Origin of the sequence: Rhodoferax lacus, assembly GCF_003415675.1 — a bacterium.
In the GTDB taxonomy this organism is placed as follows: domain Bacteria; phylum Pseudomonadota; class Gammaproteobacteria; order Burkholderiales; family Burkholderiaceae_C; genus Allorhodoferax; species Allorhodoferax lacus.
Genome location: NZ_QFZK01000001.1, coordinates 340,268 through 362,248, shown reverse-complemented (window position 1 = coordinate 362,248; position 21,981 = coordinate 340,268). Strand labels below are relative to the sequence as shown.

The 21,981-nt window shown below is 64.4% G+C and carries 10 protein-coding genes; all 10 read right to left on the bottom strand.

Translation table 11 applies throughout. The annotated features are described in order from the left end of the window. Window positions 1-160: 160 nt before the first annotated feature. Complete coding sequence (locus tag DIC66_RS01625; RefSeq protein WP_117173381.1) at window positions 161-1,243, bottom strand: OmpA family protein; 1,083 nt, start codon at window positions 1,241-1,243, stop codon at window positions 161-163. Then, complete coding sequence (locus tag DIC66_RS01620) at window positions 1,244-4,636, bottom strand: Ig-like domain-containing protein (protein WP_117173380.1); 3,393 nt, start codon at window positions 4,634-4,636, stop codon at window positions 1,244-1,246. Further along, window positions 4,626-12,428, bottom strand: coding sequence for an SdrD B-like domain-containing protein (locus tag DIC66_RS01615; RefSeq protein ID WP_117173378.1), 7,803 nt, complete (start codon window positions 12,426-12,428; stop codon window positions 4,626-4,628). Before DIC66_RS01615 ends, DIC66_RS01620 begins: the two co-directional genes overlap by 11 nt. A 204-nt stretch (window positions 12,429-12,632) precedes the next feature. Then, entirely contained in the window at window positions 12,633-13,517 is an 885-nt protein-coding gene (locus tag DIC66_RS01610) for a DMT family transporter (RefSeq protein ID WP_117173376.1), read from the bottom strand. Between the two features lie 23 nt (window positions 13,518-13,540). Beyond that, entirely contained in the window at window positions 13,541-15,364 is a 1,824-nt protein-coding gene (gene typA, locus DIC66_RS01605; RefSeq protein ID WP_117173374.1) for a translational GTPase TypA, read from the bottom strand. 9 nt (window positions 15,365-15,373) lie between these two features. Then, window positions 15,374-16,387 carry a tRNA pseudouridine(55) synthase TruB gene (gene truB / locus DIC66_RS01600; protein ID WP_117173372.1) on the bottom strand — a complete coding sequence of 338 codons (1,014 nt, stop codon included), beginning with the start codon at window positions 16,385-16,387 and terminating at the stop codon, window positions 15,374-15,376. A 2-nt stretch (window positions 16,388-16,389) separates the two neighbouring features. After that, window positions 16,390-16,761 carry a 30S ribosome-binding factor RbfA gene (gene rbfA, locus DIC66_RS01595; RefSeq protein ID WP_117173370.1) on the bottom strand — a complete coding sequence of 124 codons (372 nt, stop codon included), beginning with the start codon at window positions 16,759-16,761 and terminating at the stop codon, window positions 16,390-16,392. A gap of 23 nt (window positions 16,762-16,784) precedes the next feature. Next, a complete protein-coding gene (gene infB / locus DIC66_RS01590) occupies window positions 16,785-19,718 on the bottom strand; it encodes a translation initiation factor IF-2 (RefSeq protein WP_117173368.1) in 2,934 nt (977 codons plus the stop codon). A 79-nt stretch (window positions 19,719-19,797) separates the two neighbouring features. Further along, window positions 19,798-21,294, bottom strand: a complete 1,497-nt coding sequence (nusA, locus tag DIC66_RS01585; protein ID WP_117173366.1) for a transcription termination factor NusA — start codon at window positions 21,292-21,294, stop codon at window positions 19,798-19,800. Between the two features lie 37 nt (window positions 21,295-21,331). After that, window positions 21,332-21,955 carry a ribosome maturation factor RimP gene (rimP, locus tag DIC66_RS01580; protein WP_117173364.1) on the bottom strand — a complete coding sequence of 208 codons (624 nt, stop codon included), beginning with the start codon at window positions 21,953-21,955 and terminating at the stop codon, window positions 21,332-21,334. Window positions 21,956-21,981 lie beyond the last annotated feature (26 nt).

Below are 21,981 nucleotides of genomic sequence, written 5' to 3'. Positions count from 1 at the left end.
AACTCAACCCCTCCCAAAGAAAAACCCAAGGGCTTCCTGGATCGCTTCTTCGCCCGACTGGAATTTCTGATGTCCAAGAAAACCCTGAGCGACCGCGCTCGCCGCTAAGCCGCCCAGCGGCAGCGGGATCTGTGCCGCATGCAGCACGCCCTCGCCTGCCCTACCCTCCCACGTGCCCCTGCAGCTCCACCTCTACCCTGCGGTTGGGTAGCAGGCACTCTTCGGTCTCCGCCTGGCTGGTGTAGTTGCCCTGGCAGGCGGCAATGGGCGCAGTGTCGCCCTTGGCGTCGATGACGGTGCCGGAGACCACCAGGCCTTTGGCGGCCAGCAGGTCGCGCACGGTGTTGACGCGCCGTTGCGACAGCTTCTGGTTGTAGTCCTTGTCACCGGTGCTGTTGAGGCGGTCGGCGTAGCCGACAAGACGGAGGCTGTCTACCGCAATGCCCTCGGCCTGGATGCGGGCCAGCAAGGCGTCCAGCGCGGCGCGCGAGAAAGCGCGTATGTGCGCGGGCGTGTGCTGGTCAAAGTCGAACAGCACGGACACTGTCAGTGCCACCAGGCGCTTTTCTGGCGCGGGTGCCAGCACTGCCGCGGTTGCAGGAGCAGGCACGGGCACGGCCACCACAGCGGGGGTGGGTGCGGGCGCACAGGCGGCAGCGGCATCGCTGCCCTCGGCCACCAGCTCTTCTGCAATCTGCACATAGGGCTTGGCGTGGCGCCATTGCTGCTGGTTGAATTCGTTGCCGGCATGCACCAGTTCCACCTCGGCGCAGGCCACCTGGTTCCAGGCGCAGGCAAATCCGCCGCCCTGCTTCAGGGCGGCGCTGCGCTCCCACAGGTCCGGGCGCAGGCGGGCCGCACCGTTCACCAGTGGCGTGTCCATGGGCAGCGGCGTGGCATGGGTCTCCAGCGCCACGATGAGCTTTTCGGATTCGGTCAGGGCCTCCTGCGGGAAGGCGCTGCGGTCGTTGCGGGTGTATTCGTGCAGCGACACATCCAGCCAGCACTGGGCTTTGCTGAGGTGGTAGTTGCGCACCGGCACGCCGTGTTCGTTGAGCTGGTGGATGCGGGTTTGCAGCGCCTGGTAGGCCTGGTAGTCGGCATGGATGGCCGCGTCCGAAATGCGCTGCGCCTGCGGCGCAAGCTGGGTCTGGGCGCTGGCCCCGCCGCACAGGCTGAGGGACAGGGTGAAGGTCAGGGCCGTGCACAGGGCCATGGACAGGGCGCGTGGGGTGGGGTTCATTTATCGGTCCAGTGAGCGATTGATGGTCTGGCTGCTGCTGGCAAACAGGTCATGGTCAAACTTGAAGCGCAGGCGCAGGTAGACGCCTTCGCGGGTGTATTCGTAGCCGGCCAGGTCCGCGTCGGCCGCAAAGCCGGCGTAGTTGTAGCCCGCCGATATCCAGAGGTTTTGCTGCACCAGATAGCCCAGCTCCACACCGGCGGCCGATTGCTGCGCGCCATGCTGGCCCATCTGAGTGGCCAGCATCAGGCCCAGGTCCCAGTTCTCGGTGATGTCATAGGTCAGGCGCCCGGAATACAGCTGCGCCTGGAAGCTGTCGGACACGCCGGCCTCAAACTGGTCTTGCTGCCATTTGGCGGCGAACTTGCCTGTAAGCCACCAGGGCCGGGACGGGTGGTAGTCGGCAATGACGGACACGATATGCGCGCGGCTGCTGAGTTCGCCGCTGGCGGCGTTGCTGTCGTCCACCTCGGTTTTGTATTCGTACTTGGCCAGCGCGTTAACGCGGTTGCGCTCGTTGTCACGGTAGGCGGCGCCCAGTTGCACGCGGTCCTGGAATACGCCGCCATGGGCCTCGTATGCCGTCTGCAGCAAATAATTGCGGGCCAGAAAAGTCCAGTCGCGGCTGAGCTTGCGGGCCACCATGGCCTGCCACAAGGTGGTGTCAAAGGCCTGGCTCACAGCCGAGCCGGGCACGTCGCCGCTGACGCGGTATTCCACCTTGGTGGAGCCGCGCCACAGCGGGTGGGCGGTGTAGTCCAGGCCCAGTGCGATGGCCTGCGTGGTGGGGGCCACGCCCGACAGCACCTCGGTCCATTCATAGGCGGCGTCGGCGCGCACGCCGGGCTGCAGGTCCCAGCTGTTGCGTATGCCCGAGGCCAGCTGCACGTCCTGGCCCGACACGGCGTCGCGCAGGCGGTATTCGCTGAACAGCTGCGTGTCATGCCAGTAGGAGCTGTCCACCCCGAACACCAGCGCGTTGCTGCGGGTGCCAGAAGGCGTGAGCGTGGATGCGCTGGCCGTGCCGGTTTGCTGTTCGGCGCGCGCATACAGGCGGGTGCGCTCGGCCACCAGATAGTCGCCGCCCAGGGCGTAGCGCTGCAGGCTGTCGCCGCTGATGGCGCTCTCCACCTCGCCGCCCAGGGTCAGGCGCTCGGTGGCCTTGTAGCCCAGGCCCACGCGTGCGGTGTCGCTGCGCAGGGCCACGGCCTGGTTGAGGGTCGGCGATGCAGCCAGGGTGTTGCTCTGGATGCTGGGCAGGCCGCTGGCCGGGTCAATGGTCTGGTTGCCATAGCCCGCCAGGCCACCGGCCGCGCCGCTGGCGATGCTGCCGGTCAGGCCACTGGTGGACGCAAAGGGCGCAGCACTGGCCGTCAGCGTGCCCTGGCCCTGGTGCACGGTGCGCAGACCGGCATCCAGGAACAGCTTGTCAGTCAGCCTCACCTTCACGCCCAGGCGCGCTTCGTCGTGGCTGGCCATGCCGGGGTTGCGGTCTTCGCTGCGCTGGGCTTGGGCATAGAGCTTGGTGGCGTCAGTCAGCTTGTAGGCGCCCTGCACCATGGCTTCGGCCTTGCCGCCGTTCAGCAGGGCTGCGGGGTTGTTGAAGGTGGGGTCCGACTGGCCCACAAACACGCGGCCTTGGGTGGATTCGGTCTCGTGCGCCACTTCCACGCGCCAAGCCTGGCCGGTGACGTTGCCGCTGCGTGCGGCGAAGCCGGGCAGGCTGTTCTGGTTGACGCTGTTGGTGTTGGCCAGGGCGGTGGTTTGCGCCAGCTCGGCCACCAGCGTGGTGGACGGTGCCACACGCCAGCTCAGGTTGGCGCTGCTGATCTCGCTGCTGGCCAGCGGGTTCTGGTCTTGCACCACTGCAGCACCCAGCTCCAGCGTGTCGCTCACGCGCAGCTGCCCGTCGGCACCTACGATCCAGAAGGCTTCGCCGCCCTGGTCCACGTCGTAGCTGACGCGCAGGGACACGGGGTTCAGGTCCGCATCGAAGGCGGGCAGAAACTGGTTCAGCAGAATGCGCCCGCTAAAGGGCTCGAAGCTGTAGTCCACCAGCCGCAACAGGGGCCGCACCGTCAGGATGCGCGTGGGCATGTTGCGGTCACGCACCACCACTTCCACGGTTTCGCTGTTCTGCACTCCGCCGCTGTTGCGCAGCCCATAGGGGCCGCTGCCCTGGCTGGCAAATTCGTCCACGGCCTGGTGCAGGGTGTCATTGATGGCAAACACATTGGCCGTGACGGAGTCGCGCTCGTAGTGGCCGCGCAGGCCGGTGGCGTTGCGCGTGTAGGCGCCCAGGCTGCGCTGCTGCAGGGCCGCCACGGCGCCGCCGCCCGAGCGTTCGCTGCTGCCCGCGCCGGTGGAAAAATCGCCATACAGCACATAGCTCTTGTCCTTGTCCACGCGCACATACAGGGCGGTGGATGAGAGCGCGTCATTGCCGCGCAGCGAAGCATCGCCATACACGGGATAGAACTCGCCGGGCACGATGTCGCGTATCAGGCGCGACTGCACTTCCTTGTCGGAGTCATAGGCGGCGGTGAGCAAATAGTCGCCCTTGACCACGCCCTTGAGGAAGAAGGCGGTACGCGCACCGGCAGCGTATTGCCCGTCAGAAAAGACGCGGCTCACGTGCTGGATCTCGCGCTCAAAGCCGTCGTTGGTGCGGGCCGGCGACAGCAGGCCGCCACCCCCCTGGAAGTGGATCACGCCTTCAATCAGGCCGGCTGCCACCATGGGCCGCATGTCGGGCACAAAGCTCACCAGGCCAGAGGCCTGCTGGGCGCCTACCGTGGCGCGCACCTGCACGTCCTGCGGTGTGGCCGGGGCCAGCAGGCGCACCTGCGCCACGCCGCCCACCACGGGCACTTGCACGCCGGGTGTGGCACGGTCGGCATCGCGTGCGCCGGGGCCGGCCTCGTCGGTCGATGCACCGGACAACAGCAGGCGCCCGCCGGTGATTTCCACCGTGGCATAGACGCGGTTGGCCAGCGGCCGGCCGTCCTGCCCCAGCACGCGCAGGGTCAACACCACGGCCGACTGGCCATCGGCCGGAACGCCGTTGCGGTCCACCTCCACCACCACTTGGGCAGCCTCGGCATGGGCGCTGTAGTCCACCGCTGCGCTGGCGGCTGCCAATACCGCGCTTTGCTGTGCGGGTGGCACGGCCTGCGGGTTGGCCAAGGGATAGAGCGGCGCGCTGTCGGGCGCCCAGGGGCTGCGCTGGGTTGCGGTCAGCGGCGTGTAGCTGCCGCCTGCGTTAGCCAAAGCGTCAGGGCTGATCGACTGGGCCAGCAGGCCCGCCGGCAGGCAGGCCACCAGGGCCCAGGCCACGGCGCTGTAGTGCGGGGGGCGGCGGAGCTTGGGGGCGTTGGATTTTTTATTTTGCATCGCTGGCTCCCTGGCGTGGCTGGACCAGCAACTGGTTGGCGCTGTCGGTTCCCTGCTGCGGGTAGGCCGGTGGCTTGCTTCTAAAGCGCAGGGCCGGGCCCTTGTTTTTCTCTGTTTCTACCGAGCGCACCTCGCCTTGGCTGCGTCGGGACTTGACCTGCTCCAGCACGCGGTTGCTGCAGCTGCCTTCGATGAAGTCGGCCCGGTGCAGCTCGCCGTTCTTCAGGTCGATGAAGAGGCTGTTGGCATCGCCCAGGTTGCGGTTGCTCGACGTGGTGAGGTGTGCGCCCTGGGGCAGCGTGCCCGGATCAGGGGCCAGCACGTGGCTGCGCGGCGGGATGCCGCAGCGGCTGTATTTGCCTTCGGAATCGCTGACCACATAGGCGCCGTCTTCAAAGTACAGGCGTACGCCGGGTATGCCCAGCTCTTCGGGGTCTTGCATGTGGTTGTGGTTGCAGTCCACAAAAATCTTGCCGGCCACGCAGGCCAGGTCACTGAAAACGCCGCCGCTGACCGTCACCTTGTACTGCGCCTGGTTGGACTGCACGCTGTTGGCCACCGGCTGCAGGGAGCCGGGCGTCAGGCAGCCCGCACTCAGGGCGCAGCCCACGGCGCGTGCCACGTTGATGCCGCTGCCCTGCTGCGCACCCACGCCCACCCGCACGCGGTATTGCAGCTTGATCGACTGCGGCGCCGTGCCCAGCGTATTGGCACTGCCGCGCAGGCTGCCCAGGTTGAAGCCCAGCACGGGGCCCAGGCCCCCGCTGGGGTTGGCCGCCGCTGTGCCGTTGATCCGCACCGTACCCGGCACCAGGGTGAAGCCCGCGGGCAGCACATCACGCACGGTTACCTGCGGCAGCAAGCCGTTGGAGTTCAGGCGCACCTCCACCGTGTAGCGCACGGTGTCGCCCACTTCGGCCAGCTGACGGTCTGCCGTCTTGCTCAGGGTAAAGCCGCTGCCCGACAGCGGGTCCAGCGGGATGTGGTTGTTGAGCACATTAGCTGATGCGCCTGACAACAGGAAGCTGTTGTAGTACTGCGTGCTGCCCTGGTTGCCCGCGCTCAGGGCCGCGCTGCTGAGCGGGCAACTGGCCGGTGCATGCACACTGGCCGCAGGCAGCGGTGCGGTGTTGCCAGTTTGCACCAGGGCCGGTGCCGGCAGGGCACCCACGCTCAGGGTGTTGCTGCACACCGGGATGATGGCCGAGGGCTGGTTGGAATAGCCACCGGGGTAGACCGTGATGGCCAGGCCGTACACGCCAGCGGGTGCGCCGGGGTTCAACAGAAACTGGTACAGGCCATCGGTGCCGGTGGTGAAGCTGGTCTGCCCACCCACAACATCCAGCGCCGGGTTGAAGCCCGGTGGTCCGCTGATGGTTACCACCGCACCGGCCACGGGCTGGCGCGTGACCGAGTCATACACCACACCGGCCGGATCTATGGGCAGGCTTTGCTGGATGGTGGTGGTGCCGGAGGTAAAGGTCAGATTGGACAGCGTGCCGTCCGTGACCACCGCGCCTGCGGGGTTGGCACCGGAGCGCACGCCGCTGGCGACATTGGTGCTGCCCGCCGTCTGACCGCTGCTGAAGCTGGTGCCCAGTTCATTGGGTGTGGCGCGGCCCCAGACCAGATTGGTCACAGGGTGGCGAAAGCGGATCTGGTAGCCAGAACCCGGTGCCAGGCCTGCAAACGCATACGCGCCGTCGGACGCAGTGGTGGTGCTGGCCACCAGCACGCCGTTCAACAGCAGCTCCGCCTTCCAGCCGGGCTGGCCAGCGCTGGCGGCGCTGTAGATGCGGTCATGGGTAACGTCCAGCCACACGTGGCCGCTGACGGCGGCCGAGGTGGCAATGGCAGCCGCGTCGCTGGCGCTGTTGTTGCCGCTGAGGACGGCGGGCTCACCACCGCCGGAGATGACGGCGGTGTTGGTCAGGATCTGGCCTTCCAGCCCACTGGCCACGGCCACGCGGGCCTGGATAGGTTGGCCGCTGCTGTTGGCGGCAATTACCGCGCTGGTGCTGCAGCTGAAGCTGGAATCTCCCGGCGCGCCGCTGCAGGCCCAGCCTGTGCCAGAGGGGGCTTGCGCCAGCGTCATGCCCGTGGGCAGTGTGTCTGTGACGGTGATGGCGGCAGTGGTGGGCAGCGGCCCCACGTTGCGCGGGGCCAGTGTGTAGTAGCCGGTGGAGCTGCCCGCGGCAAAGCTGGAGGGACTGTGCGTCTTGCCGATGCTCAGGTCAGGCGCCGGGCTGGGCACCTTGGCGAAGTTGTTGTTGGCCGACACGGTGTTGGCGCCTGACAGCCCCACACCGGCAATGCTGGCAGGCACCACGGCCGCAGCCGTGGCGCTGCCGCCGGTGCTGCCTGCCGTGCTGATGCCGTTGGCCGTACCCGTGGGTTGCTCGGACTGGCTGATGGTGTAGCCGCTGCTGTTTGCTTCGGGCAGGGTGCCAAAGCTGTAGCGGCCATCGGCAGCGGTGGTGGTGCTGCGGCTTACCGTGTTGCCGTTGGTGTCCAGCCCGCTCAGGGTCACGCTCAGGCCGCCCAGTCCGTAGTCAGCACCGTCTTGCAGGCCGTTGTTGTTGAAGTCCAGAAACGCCGTGCCCGATACGCTGCGGCCATTGGGTATCTCGGCAAAGTTGTTGCCGCTGGCCACGGTGTTGGGCGGCAGCACGATGCTGCCGATGCGGCTGGGCAGCGTGGTCAGCGTTGTCGCTGCGCCCGCCGTGCCGCCGTTGCCCACCGCGCCTGCGCTGGTGATGCCGTTGGACGTGCCAGCGGGCTGGGTGGGCTCGCGCACCGCGTAGCTGCCAGGCTGCAGGTTGCCAAAGCTGTAGTGGCCGGCCGCATCGGTGGTGGTGCTGGTGATGAGCACGCCGCCGCCATCGAGCAGGTCTACCGGCACACCAGAGAGGCCGCCTTCAGCGCCGTCCTGCAGGCCGTTGTTGTTCAGATCCAGGTAAACCGTGCCGCTGATGCTGGAGGGCACGATCTCGGCGAAATTGTTGTTGGCGCTGCCGCTGACCAGCCCAACGCCGCCGCTGCCCAGGACCACATTGGCAATCTGGCTGCTGGTCGCCGTGGGGTTGCTGCCTGTGCCGGGCGTGCCGCCGCTGCCAGCCACTGGCGTGATGCTGCCCGCCGTAGTGATGCCGTTGGTGGTGCCTGCGGGTTGCGTGGGTTCACACACGGAATAGGTTCCGGCCTGCAGACCGGCAAACAGGTAGTTGCCCAGCGTGTCCGTGGTGACGGGGTTTGTCAGGCCCGGCAGAACCAGCAGGGGCGCGGCACAGCTACTGCCGTCGTGCAGCGCGATGGCCACACCGGCAATCGGTGTATCCACCAGCGGCTCGTAGCTGCCGTTGGGCACCAGGTTGTTGTCCTGGAACACGTGGCCAGAAATGTAGCCCAGGGTACTGACAACCAGGGGCGCATTCGCGGCCTGCTGGTTGCTGCCAAAGTTGGTGAGCAGGCTGCCGGCCGGGATGTTGTTGTTGTAGTTGCCCGGCGTTGTGCCGGTGATGTCCACGCTGATGCTGCAACCACCGGCCGGAACCAGGGATCCGCTGGCGTAGCGCACCGTGCCCGACAGCGCGGTGGCTGTGACAGTGCCCGGGCAGGTGGTTTGCACATTGGGTGTGGCCGCAACCACCAAGGTGTCGGGCGCGGTGGGCAAGGTGTCGGTAAAGGCCGCGCTGAGGCTGGCCGCCGTGGCATTGGGGTTGGCCAGGACGATGGTCAGCGTGGACGTGGCCCCCGGGGAGATGACGCTGGGCACAAACTGCTTGGTTACCGAAGGCGGTGTGGTGACCACCAGCTGCGCGCTGGTGGCACTTTCATTGGTGACGCCTTCCAACGTGCTGAGGGCTCCGGAGGCCAGGCTGTTGGTATAGCTGCCAGGAATATTGCTGAGCACATTGACGCTGAGCGTGCAGCTCTGGTTGGCTGCCAGGGTGGCGCCGGTCAGGCGCACCGAGGTGCCCGCAGGCGTGGCCTGCACCACGCCGTCGCTGCAGGTGGTGGCCGCGTTGGGCACGGCGGCCAGCACCATGTTGGCGGGCAAGGTGTCCGTCAGGCTGGCCTGGTTGAGTGCCATGGCGTTGGGGTTGCTGATCTGCAGGGTCAGCACTGCAAGCTGGCCGGGAGCCTTGGTATCGCTGCCGGTGGTAAAGGGCGTGGGGTTGCCGCTGTCGAGCGTGAGGCTGCTGAAGGCCTTGTGCAGCAGCACCGGCTGCTTGGCGCGCAAGGTGTCGCTGGCGGGCTGGGTATTGGTGACCGGCGTACCGCCGACTTCAGCACTGATGGCAGAGGCGGCAATGGTGTTGACATAGTCACCGGCCAGATTGACCTGCACATCGATCTCCACATAGCACGAGGCCGATATGCCGTTGGATGCGGCCACGATGTTGGCCCCGGCAACCTGCACGCTGCCCGCAGTGGGCGCGGTCACGCTGGCGCCAGTGCAGGTGCTGACCGGGTTGGCGCCGGCGGGCACCACCATATTGGTGGGCAGGTTGTCGGTGAGGGACAGCTGGGTGACCGGCTGCGCCGTGGGGTTGTAGAAGGTGATGCGCAGGCGCGAGCGTTCGCCCGGCTTGATGACCTTGGGCGTGAACTGCTTGGCCAGGCCCACATTGCTCTGGGTGGTGAGACTGGTAGAAACCTGGGCGCTGTTGCTCAGGCCCTGGTCGGTCCGTATGGCTGCCGCCGGGATGAAGTTGGTGATGCCGCCCACCGCCGTGGAGGTGATGTTGACGGTGATATTGCAGGAGGCATTGGCCGCCAGGGACGCACCTGCGAGTGCCACCTGGGCTGCACCGGCCACGGCCGTGACCGTGCCACCCGGGCAGGTGGTGGTCGCAGACGGCGTAGAGGCAATCACCATGCCGTTGGCTGTGGAGCCTGCGGTGCCGTTGAGTGTGAAGTAGTCGGTCAGCGCCAGGTTGCTGACGGCCGTATTGCCGTTGTTGATGGTGATTGTCAGCGTGCTGACCTGGCCGGGGAAAGTCAGCGTGCTGGGGCTGGTGGCCTTGGCCACGGTCAGGTTGGTGGGCAGGCTGTAGTTCAACACGCCGGTCACGGCAGTCTGGTTGGACACGCCGCCGTTGGCGGTGATGGCGCCGGCCACCAGGGTGTTGGTCCAGTTGGCGCTGCCGGTGGCGGTGACATCAAACACCAGGTCACAACTGGCGTTGCCAGCCACGGTGGCACCCGTCAGGGCCACGCTGCTGCTGCCGGCTACGGCCGTGATGGCGGTGGCGCCTGCGCAGCTGGTGTAGGCGTTGGCCGGTGTGGCCACCAGCATGCCACCAGGCAGCGGGTCGGTCAGGGCCACGCCCGTCAGCGCGAGCGAGCCCGCATTGACCAGGTGGATGCTGACGGTGGAGCGTGCGCCGGAAGACACCTGCGCGGGGTTGAAGGTCTTGCTGCAAGGCGCGCCACTGCTGCACAGTGCCGAGTTGAAGACGATGGCGGCGGTAGCGGTCTTGGGGCCGACGTTGTTGGCCTGCACATTGTTGGCATAAATTTGCGAACCCGTCACCGAGGCGATGTTGGTATAGCTGCCTGCTGCGGCCACCACGTCCACCTGCAGGTTGCACGAGCCCGCCGCGCCGGTGCCGCCACCGGCGCGCGCCGGTACGGTAGCGCCATTCATCTGGAGGGAGGTGCTGCCAGGCAGCGCGCTGATCACCGGGCCGCCGCCGCAGGTGGTGGCGGCGTTGGCGGGGTTGGCCAGGCGCATCTGCCCTCCTCCTGCTGCGGCCAGAGGCAGGTTGTCACTGACGGCCACATTGCTCAGCGCATTCACCGACAGGTTGCTGATGGCGATCGTCATGCGGGTGGTTACACCCTCGTTGAGGGTACCGGACGGGCTGAAGGACTTGGCCACGGCCATCACATCGGCCACGTTGCCAGAGACGGTGTTCGAGGGCGTGCCGTTGCACACATCCACAGCGCCAGGCCGGTAGCAAACCGTGTTGGCACCCAGCTGGTTGGGGTAGCTGCTGCCCACGCTGGCGGTGGTGGCGGTCATGGCCCAGAAGCTGACGGTGCAGCGCCCGGCCGTGGTGCTGGACGTGCGTTGCGGCACGGTTTGCACCGTGAGGTTGGCGGTGGTGTCACCCACGGCACTGCTGGTGCTCACGCTGCCACAGCCGGCGCTGACCGTGGGCGTGTAGTCCACCGCGTTGATGACGCCGGTGAGAAAGGTCAGTCCGTTGGCCAGGCTGTCGCTGATGCGCACATCGGCCATGTCACTGGCTGTCCAGTTGTCCACCACCACCTGGAACCGGGCCGGGCTGCCGGCTGCGGCGTTGGACGGCGTAGGGCCGGCCTTGGCGATGTTGAAGGTGTCGTAAATGGTGACCGTGGCGCTCACGGGCTGGCTGACGATGGCGGCATCACCCACATCCACAGCACCCGTGGCCAGCACGTTTTGAAAGGCCTTGGGCGTGTTGGCCACCGGCAAGGCGCCGGTGAACGCAATGCTGATGGTGCAACTGCCAGCAGCCGGAATCAGGCCGCCGGCCAGGCGAATGCCCTCATTGGCACCGGTGATGGTCAGGGTGCCGCCACAGGCATTGGTGAGGGCGCTGTTGGTGCCGCTCACGCCGGTGACGCTCAGACCCGGGGGGGTGGTGCTGGCGTCATTGTCGATCTGGGCATCATCAAAAGTGGCTGTCAGCGGCACGGGGCCACTGTTGCCCAGCACGATGGTGAAGGTGCCACTCTGCCCTGCCGCCAGCGACACGGGGCCGGACTTGGACACATTCAGAGGCGAGCGCACCGTAAAGCCGGCTGTCGCGTTGGCAAGTGCGGGCAAGCCCACATCGTTCTGGAACTGGGTTGTGCGGCTGATGCTGTTGGTGGCGCCCTGCGTGTAGGCGCCTGCCGTGTGGTTGGCATCTACATTAAAGGACACGGTGCATGTGCCGTTGGCAGCAATGGTGCCGCCGCTGACGGCAAAAGACGTATCACCCGCAGCCAGAGCGGGTGAAAACGCAGGTGCCGCGCCGCCTGCGCAGCTGGTGCTGGCGTTGGGTGTGTTGGCCACCTTGATCAGGCCCTCTACCGCACCCAGGTTCGCCGGGTTGGCAAGGGTAGGAAAGGCGTCGGAAAAGCCCAGACCGGTCATGGCCACCGGGTTCGGGTTGGTGACCGTTACCGTCAGGGTGGTGGCGGCACCGCCCAGGATCAGCGTGCTGTTGCCAAAGCCCTTGGTAATACGCAGGGGCTGCAGCAGTCGCACATTGATGCTCTGGCTGACGGCACCCACATTGCTGACGCTGCCCCCGTCGTTGCCGGTGACCGCCCCGCCCGCAATCGCGTAGGTATAGGTTTGGGCCGTGCCGGTGCTGGTGGAGGCCGTGACCGGTATATCGATCACGCAACTGCCGTCGGTAGTACCCACCTTGGCGGGCACACGGGCGCCGTTGAGGTCTATCGACTGGCTGCCCGTGACCGCTGTGAGTGTTCCCGAGGTGGCGACTGCACCATTGCCATCGGCACAGCTGTACAGCGCAACACCCGCCACCTTGAGCCCGTTGCTCAGCGTGCCGGGCAAGGCATTGGCAAAGGCCACGGCACTTACCGGGCTGCCGCTGTTGCTATTGGAGAGTGTGATGCGCAGCGTTGTGGACTGGCCGGGGTAGATATCGGTCAGCGATCCAGTGGACAGCGTCACCGATGTACCCAAGGCCGCCCAAGCGGGCGAGGCCAACAACATCAGGGACAGAGTGGACGCACCTATCCCTGCGCGCGCAAACCGCGCACCCAACGCTTTTACTAGATTCATATAGTTTTATTCACACATCCTGAATGTGTGCAGCCCCGAAATATATTTTTGATTCGAACAACGCTCGTCGAATCCTAGCCGGGCCCTGGCTGTGGCAATGCCAAATTGGCACTTATATTTTTTTAAAAACTAGTGAATTAGTTGTCAAGAGAGGGAAATGTATGAACAGAACGACTATCTGTGTTCGCATTCATACGCGACAGATTATTCAGTGCGCCTTGGCTTGACTGTCTGTGCCAAAAACTCGTTGGCGACCAGCGCACCAATCACCAGTGTGCCGCCCAGCAGCACCGGCAGGCCTGGCTCCTCCCCTGCCCCCAACCACGCCAGCAAGATGCCGAAAATAACTTCCAGCAGTTGCAGCAGCGAGATCTCCGGCGCATGCAGCACACGCGCGCAGACCATGCACAGAACGCAGGGAATGGCCAACTGGAACACGCCCAGCAAGCCCAGTAGCATGACGTCGTGCCTGCTTGCCTGGAAGGGATAGGCCAGCACACAGGTAGCCAATGTGGATAGCACAGCACCCAGCAGCACGGCGGGCACCAGATCGAGAGCATGGCCCTGGTCGTGCGCGTACTGGCTGATGGTCCAGTTGATGGCCGCTGCAATCGGTATGGTCAGGGCCACCAGGCCGCCCAGCAGCGAGGCCGAGCCCATTTGGGAGGAGAACATATAGGCCATGCCACTGCCGGCCACCACAATCGCCACCCAGGTCCGCAGGGGAACCTGGAAGCCAATGGCCACGCGGGCCACCAGGGCTGTGAGCAGCGGGCCGAGCGACAGGGTCACCAGCACATGGCCCACGGTGGTGAGCGTGAAGGCCACCATATAGGACGTGAACATGACGGCCCAGCACAGGCCCGAGCCCCATAGGGCCCAACCAGCGTGGCGTATTTTTTGAAACACGGCCCTGCCCTGGAAGAAGGGCAGGATCACCAGCAGACTGAGAGACGCGAACAGCGCCCGCCAGAAGGTGACCTCAAAGGTGCGCGCGTATTCCAGATAGCGTGTGGCCACCCCTGCGGTAGACCACAGGAGTGCCACCAGCACCATCAGCCAGACGGCGTGGTGGTGGCGCAGTTTCAAGGCGTAACCAGATGGAAGCCGGATTAACGGCCAGCGCGCTTGCGTTCGCTCTCGGTCAAGTGGCGCTTGCGCAGGCGGATGGACTTGGGCGTGATTTCCACCAGCTCGTCATCCTCGATGAATTCCACACCGTACTCCAGCGTGCAGTCGATGGGCGGCGTGATCTTGATCGCATCTTCCTTGCCGGACACGCGGAAGTTGGTCAGCTGCTTGGTACGTGTGGCGTTGACCACCAGGTCGTTGTCACGGCTGTGGATGCCCACAATCATGCCTTCGTACACGGGGTCGTTGGGGCGCACAAACATGCGGCCGCGGTCGTCCAGCTTGCCCAGGGCGTAGGTGAAAATTTCACCGGCGTCCATGGAGATCAGCACACCATTCTTGCGCCCACCAATGTCACCCTTGTGCGGCTCGTAGCTGTCAAAGATGTTGGAGATCAGGCCCGAACCACGGGTCAAGTTCAAAAATTCATTGGTGAAGCCAATCAGGCCCCGCGCAGGAATACGGTACTCCAGGCGCACACGGCCACGTCCGTCCGGCTCCATGTTCACCAGATCGCCCTTGCGCTCGCCCAGGGCTTGCATCACGCCGCCCTGGTGCTGCTCTTCGATGTCGGCTGTGACCAACTCGATAGGCTCGTGCTTCTCGCCATTGACATCACGGAACACCACGCGCGGCTTGGAGACAGCCATCTCGTAGCCTTCGCGGCGCATGTTTTCCAAGAGGATGGTCAGGTGCAATTCGCCGCGACCCATGACTTCGAAGATGCCTTCTTCGTCGGTCTCTTTCACGCGCAGGGCCACGTTGTGTTGCAGCTCTTTTTGCAGGCGGTCCCAGATTTGGCGGCTGGTCACGTACTTGCCTTCGCGGCCGGCCAGGGGGCTGGTGTTGACGCAGAAGTTCATGGTCAGGGTGGGCTCGTCCACCTTGAGCATGGGCAGCGGCGCAGGGTTGGCAGGGTCGGTGATAGTCACGCCAATACCGATGTCGGTCAGGCCGTTGATCAGCACAATCTCGCCGGGGCCGGCTTCAGTGGCTTGCACGCGCTCCAGACCCTGGAAGGTCAGGACCTGGTTGATACGGCCCTTGACCGGCTTGCCGTCCGGACCTTCCATGACCACCACGTCCATCATGGGCTTGATGGTGCCCTGGCTGACGCGGCCCACGCCAATGCGGCCCACGAAGGTGGAGAAGTCCAGCGCCGAGATTTGCAGCTGCAGCGGTGCCTTGGGGTCACCGGTTTGTGCGGGCACGTGGGCCAGAATGGTGTTGAACAGGGCCGACATGTCGGGGCCCCACTGCTCACCCTGAGCGCCCTCTTCCATCGAGGACCAGCCGTTGATGCCGGAGGCATAGACCACGGGGAAGTCGAGTTGTTCGTCGGTGGCACCGAGCTTGTCGAACAGATCAAATGCAGCGTTGACCACGAAGTCAGGGCGCGCACCGGGCTTGTCCACCTTGTTGACCACCAGGATCGGCTTCAAACCAAGGGCCAGGGCCTTTTTGGTCACAAAGCGGGTCTGGGGCATGGGGCCTTCTTGCGCGTCAATCAGCAGCACCACGCCGTCCACCATGGAGAGGGCGCGTTCCACTTCGCCGCCGAAGTCGGCGTGTCCGGGGGTGTCCACGATGTTGATGTGAGTGCCTTCCCAGGTCACGGCGCAGTTCTTGGCCAGAATGGTAATGCCACGCTCTTTTTCAATGGCGTTGTTGTCCATCACGGTGTCGACCACTTTTTCGTGCTCGGCAAAGGTGCCGCTTTGGCGCAGCAGCTGGTCCACCATGGTGGTTTTGCCATGGTCAACGTGGGCAATGATGGCGATATTTCTGATTTGCTTATGGCTCATATTTCACTTTCAAACATTCATTAACTGCTGCTGCAGGGATTCACTGACCTCGGGCGGACTCAAGAGCCGCGTGGGGATCAACTCCCCGCCTTTCACATGCGCGCTACCCAGAAGTGCGCGCGGTTGCTCGGCAAAAACTGCCACTGCATCCGCATCACCCCAGGCACCGCGCCTGCGCATTCCACTCAAAAACCGTGCCGCATTGTCGGCATCCAGCGTGACCACGGTGTGACCCGCGAGCAGCGCCTCTGGGGGCTGCACACAGGCCAGCCGCTCTGCGTCACTCATCGCTTCCAGCGCGGCGACCGTCACACACTGCGCCTGGCCAAACCCGCCGGTGCGGATGCGGCGCAGCGCACTGAGGTGGGCGCCACATCCCAGCGCCTCACCGATGTCCTCGCCCAGGGTGCGGATGTAGGTGCCTTTGCTGCACGCCACCTCCAGGTCCACTTCCGGGCACTCTGCGTCCAGCCGTGCTGCCACGATCTGGATGCTGTAAATCGTCACATGGCGGGCTTCCCGCTCAATCTCAATGCCAGCCCTGGCGTACTCGTACAGGGCTTTGCCATCCTTCTTCAGGGCACTGTGCATGGGCGGCACCTGGGAGATGGGGCCGGTAAACCGTTGCACCGCTTCTTCCAGCTGCTCCACCGTGAACTGCACAGGTCGCTCTTCTATCACTTCACCTTCGGCATCCGCCGTACTGGTCTTTTGCCCCAGGCGCAGCGTGGTCGCATACGCCTTGTCGGCATCCAGATGCACCTGGCTGAACTTGGTGGCCGCACCAAAACAAATGGGCAACACCCCCGTGGCCAGCGGATCCAGCGTGCCGGTATGGCCTGCCTTCTCGGCCCGTAACAACCACTTCACTTTTTGCAAAGCCTGGTTGCTGGAAAGGCCCAAGGGCTTGTCCAAGAGCAGAACACCATGCACAGGTCTGCGCTGCACCTTGGCTTTTTGCTGGGAAACCTTGCCGCCCTTGGGAGCGGCAGTCGCTCCTTGGGACGGCCCGGCGCTTTCCATGTTCAGTCGTCCTTCGCCTTCGAAGCCACGGCCTTCGCAATCAGCGCATTCATGTCCGCCGCCCGCTCCACCGTCTGGTCAAAGTAGAAGTGCAGCGTGGGCACGGTGTGGATGTGCAGGCGCTTGAACAGTCCGGCACGCAAGAAGCCCGCAGCCTGGTTCAAACCTTCTGCCGTCTGCACCGGGTCGCCCACCAGCAGGCTGAAGAACACCTTGGCGTGCGCATAGTCGGGTGTGACTTCCACCGCCTGGATGGTCACCATGCCCACCCGTGGGTCTTTGAGCTCGCGCGCAATCAGCTCGGTCAGATCCCGCTGGATCTGATCGGCCACGCGAAAGCCGCGGTTCGGGGTGGAGGACTTCTTCTTCACCATGCTTGTCTCTTTGCCCTTGCCACTTACAGCGTCCGTGCGATTTCGCGCACTTCAAAGAACTCGAGCTGGTCACCTTCGTTGATGTCGTTGTAGTTCTTGAGCTTGATACCGCACTCGAAGCCTTCCTTGACTTCGCGCACATCGTCTTTCATGCGCTTCAGGGAGTCGAGCTCGCCGGTGTAGATCACCACGTTGTTGCGCAGCAGGCGGAAATGCGAGCTGCGGTTGACAAAGCCGCTGGTAACCATACAACCCGCAACCGTGCCGATCTTGGAGGCCACGAACACGGTGCGGATCTCGGCAGAACCGATAACCTCTTCGCGCTTCTCGGGGGCCAGCATGCCGGACATGGCGGCCTTGAGCTCATCCACCGCGTCGTAAATGATGTTGTAGTAGCGGATGTCCACGCCGTTGTTCTCGGCCAGCTTGCGCGCACCGGCATCGGCCCGCACATTGAAGCCGATCACCACCGACTTGGAGGCAATGGCCAGGTTGATGTCGGACTCACTGATGGCACCCACTGCGGCGTACACCATCTGCACCTTGACCTCTTCGGTGGAGAGCTTGAGCAGCGACTGCGCCAGCGCTTCCTGGGAACCCTGCACATCGGACTTGACGATGATGGGCAGCATCTTGACGTCGCCACTGGACAGATCACCAAACATGTTTTCCAGCTTGGCGGCTTGTTGCTTGGCCAGCTTGGTGTTGCGGAACTTGCCTGCGCGGTAGGTGGCAATTTCACGGGCCCGGCGTTCGTCGGACATGACCATGAATTCATCACCGGCTTGCGGCACTTCGGTCAGGCCCTGGATTTCCACCGGAATGGAAGGACCGGCCATCTTGATGGGTTTGCCGTTTTCGTCCAGCATGGCGCGCACGCGGCCATAGGTCTGGCCCGCCAGCACCACGTCACCGGCCTTGAGCGTGCCGGACTGGATCAGCACCGTGGCCACCGGGCCGCGGCCCTTGTCCAACTGCGCTTCAATGACCAGGCCCTTGGCCATGGCATCCACCGGGGCCTTGAGCTCCAGCACTTCGGCTTGCAGCAGCACCTGCTCCAGTAAGGCATCGATGCCCATACCGGTCTTGGAGGACACGGCCACAAAGGGAGAATCGCCACCGAATTCTTCGGGCACGACTTCTTCCACCACCAGCTCGTTCTTCACGCGCTCGGGGTTGGCATCGGGCTTGTCCGACTTGGTGATTGCCACCACGATAGGAACGCCGGCCGCCTTGGCGTGCTTGATGGCTTCCTTGGTTTGCGGCATCACGCCGTCGTCTGCTGCCACCACCAGAATCACAATGTCGGTAGCCTTGGCACCGCGGGCACGCATGGCGGTAAACGCCTCGTGGCCGGGGGTGTCGAGGAAGGAGACCATGCCGCGCGGAGTTTCCACGTGGTAGGCACCGATGTGCTGGGTAATGCCACCGGCTTCACCGGCCGCCACCTTGGCGCGGCGGATGTAATCCAGGAGCGAAGTCTTGCCGTGGTCCACGTGGCCCATGACGGTGACCACCGGGGCGCGCGGCAGGGACTCTGCGTGCTGGCCCAGGGTTTCGTCGTCGGTGAAGGCTTCCGGATCATCCAGTGCAGCCACCACGGCCTTGTGCCCCATGTCTTCCACCAAAATCATGGCGGTGTCCTGGTCCAGCGGCTGGTTGATGGTGACCATCTGGCCCAGCTTCATCAGTTGCTTGATGACTTCGGACGCCTTCACAGCCATCTTGTGGGCCAGTTCGGCCACAGTGATGGTTTCTGGCACGTGCACTTCCAGCACGCGGGTTTCCACCGGCGCTTGCTGCTGTTGGTGGTTGTCACGGTCGCGGTCATTGCTGCCACGGCGGCCGCGTGGGCCCGTGCGCCAGTTGGTCGAACGGCCAGCGCCTGCACCGGTGTCGCCACGGGTCTTGAGCTCTTTCTTCTTGGCCGGATCGCCTGCCCAGCTGCTGGACAGCTTGGCGGATTTGACTTCCTTGTTGGCGCCGGGGGCAGCTGTCGTGGCGGCACCGGGTGCGGGCTTGGCGCCCGGCTTGGGCGGCACTGTGCCAGCTGGCGGCTTGTGCAGCGTGCCCTTGATGCCGGCCTTGGCAGCCGCTTCGGCGCGGATTTCTTCGGGGCGCTTGGCTACCAGCACGCGCTTGGGCGCGGACATCATGTTGCGGATGGCCGCGGCTTCGGCTTCGGCCTTGCGGCGGCGGTCGCCCAGATCGGCGGCGCGCGATGCGTCTTCAATGGCCTGGGCCTTGGAGGCAGCCGCAGCTGCAGCGGCTTTTTCAGCGTCCTGCTCGCGCTTGAGTTCGGCGGCAGCAGCAGCGGCGGCAGCCACGGCAGCGTGGTCGATTTCCGGCACGGGCTTGGCCTTGGCCTTGACTTGCGGCTTGGTCGCAGCGTCGCGGGCGGCTTGCTCCTTGGCAGCCTGGACATCGGCGGCCTGCTTGGCAGCAGCGTCGTTGGCATCGCTGGCGGCGCGGGCTTCCTGCTCTTCGCGTTCCTTGCGGCGCTGGGCCAGCTCTTCCTCCTGGCGGCGGATGAATTCGGCCTGGTGGCGGGCTTCTTCCTCGCGTCGGGTCAGTTCGGCATGGTCCACAGCGGGTGCGGCCTGTGCCTGTTCGGCTTCGTCATGCTCCATTCCGTCCACGGGCTGATCGGTTCCGTCTTCGCGTCGCACAAAGGTGCGCTTCTTGCGCACTTCCACCTGGATGGTGCGGGCCTTGCCGCTGGCATCGGCCTGCTTGATCTCGGTGGTCTGCTTCTTGACCAGGGTGATCTTCTTGCGCTCGGGCGCGGCAGTGCCATGGCTGGTCTGCAGGTAGCTCAGCAGCTTGTGCTTGTCGGCTTCGTTGAGCGGGTCGGTGGCAGCCGTTTTGGCTACTCCGGCCGACTTCAGCTGCTCGATCAGCGTCTCGGTGGATTTCTTGAGCTCATTGGCGAACTCGGCGACGGTCGTACTGGACATTTGTTACTTAACCTTTGGCGTCGGCTGGCAGTGCCTTGTGGGAGCTGCCAGCCATTTCTGGACTTCTATTGCATAACCATTACTCTTGAGAAGCGGCGTCATTGGAAAACCAATGTGCGCGCGCCTTCATGATCAGGGCGGTGGCCTCTTCAGCGGTCTGGCCGGTGATGTCGGTGAGTTCATCAACGGCCAGGTCGGCCAGGTCATCACGGGTGTGAATGCCCTGGTCGGCCAGCTTGCCGATCAGCTCAGGTGTCAGGCCTTCCAGATCACGCAGGTCTTGGGAGACCCCTTCCACATTTTCCTCGTGGGCGATTTCCATCGTCAGCAAGGCGTCTTTGGCACGGTTGCGCAGCTCATGCACCGTGTCTTCGTCAAAGCTTTCGATCTCCAGCATTTCCTGCAAGGGAACGTAAGCCACTTCTTCCAGGCTGGTAAAGCCTTCAGCAATCAGGATGTCGGCGATTTCTTCGTCCACATCGAGTTTTTCCATGAACAGGCGGCGGCCGGAGTCGGTCTCCACAGCCAGCTTCTGCGCGCTCTCAGCAGCGTCCATGATGTTGATCTTCCAGCCGGTGAGCTCGGACGCCAGGCGCACGTTCTGTCCGCCGCGGCCAATGGCGATGGCCAGGTTTTCCTCGTCCACCACCACGTCCATGGCATGGCGCTCTTCGTCCACCACGATGGAGGACACATTGGCCGGAGCCAGCGCGCCAATCACGAACTGGGCAGGGTCTTCGCTCCACAGCACAATGTCCACGCGCTCGCCAGCGAGCTCGTTGGTCACACCATTCACACGGGTGCCACGCACGCCGACACAGGTGCCGATGGGGTCTACGCGCTTGTCGTGCGAGAGCACGGCAATCTTGGCGCGGGAGCCAGAGTCACGGGCACAGGATTTGATCTCCAGCAGGCCTTGCTCGATCTCGGGCACTTCCTGGCGGAACAGCTCGATCATGAACTCGGGTGCCGAGCGCGACAGCACAATCGGTGCACCGCGAAGGGTCAGGTCCACTTCCATGATCATGGCGCGCACGCGGTCGCCGGTGCGCAGGTTTTCCTTGGGGATCATCTCGCTGCGGCGCAGACGGCCTTCGACGCGGCCGCTCTCCACAATGATGTCGCCCTTGTCCATGCGCTTGACGGTGCCAACAAAGATTTTTTCGCCGCGTGCCATGAAGTCGTTGAGCAGCATTTCGCGCTCGGCGTCACGGATTTTTTGCAGGATGACCTGCTTGGCGGCCATGGCACCAATGCGCCCGATGGGCACCGAGGGCACGGACTCTTCGATGTACTCGTCGACTTCGATGTCGGCAATCTGCTCCTGTGCTTCAAACAGCAGGATTTCCTGGTCGGGCAGTTGCAGACCGGCCTCGTTGGGCACCACGTGCCAGCGGCGGAAGGTTTCGTAGTTGCCGCTGTCGCGGTCCAGGGCCACCCGGATATCTACTTCACCGGGGAAGAGCTTTTTGGTGGCTTGCGCCAGTGCTGCTTCCACAGCGCCCAACACCACATCACGTTCCACGTTTTTCTCACGGGAAATAGCTTCAACCAGCATCAACAGTTCGCGATTCATGCCATGACTCTCCTGATCACTCTTATCAACAACAAAACTAAACTTCCTGGCCCACGGCCGGCTCTTCGCCACCCGTGCTGCCGCCCTGTCCACGCCCCTTGAAGCTCACAATCGGAGCCAGGCGCGCTTCGCGTATTTCATCCAGCGTAAAACCCAAGGCCTGCATAGGCGGGGGCACACGCTTCTTGCTCACCCGCTGACCGGGCTTCGGGAGCGGCGCATCGCTCCACACAATTTGCCAGCTCACAGCACCGTCTTCCAGTGCCACACGTTCGAGCGCACCACGGAACTTCTTGCGGCTGGCGTGCACCTGGCCGTTGGCCGCTGCACCCATGGGGGCCTTAAGCGTGATGTCGATCACATGGCCGACAAAACGCTCGAAGTCGGCCGTGTGGCGCAAGGGGCGGTCAATACCGGGCGAGGAAACCTCCAGCCGCTTGTATTCAATACCGTCCACCTCCAGCGCAAACAGCAACTGGCGGTTGACCTTTTCGCAATCTTCCACATTGATGAACTCGTCGACTTGCACGACACCTTCAGCGGGCTTGGTCCAAGGCAAATCGATGGTGATGCGCAACAGGCCGCCAGCGGAGCGTTCAATCTCCACCAGGTCGTAACCCAAGCCGCTCACTGTCTGTTCAACGATTTCCTGTAACGCCACGCTGCATCAATCCCTATTCAAAAACC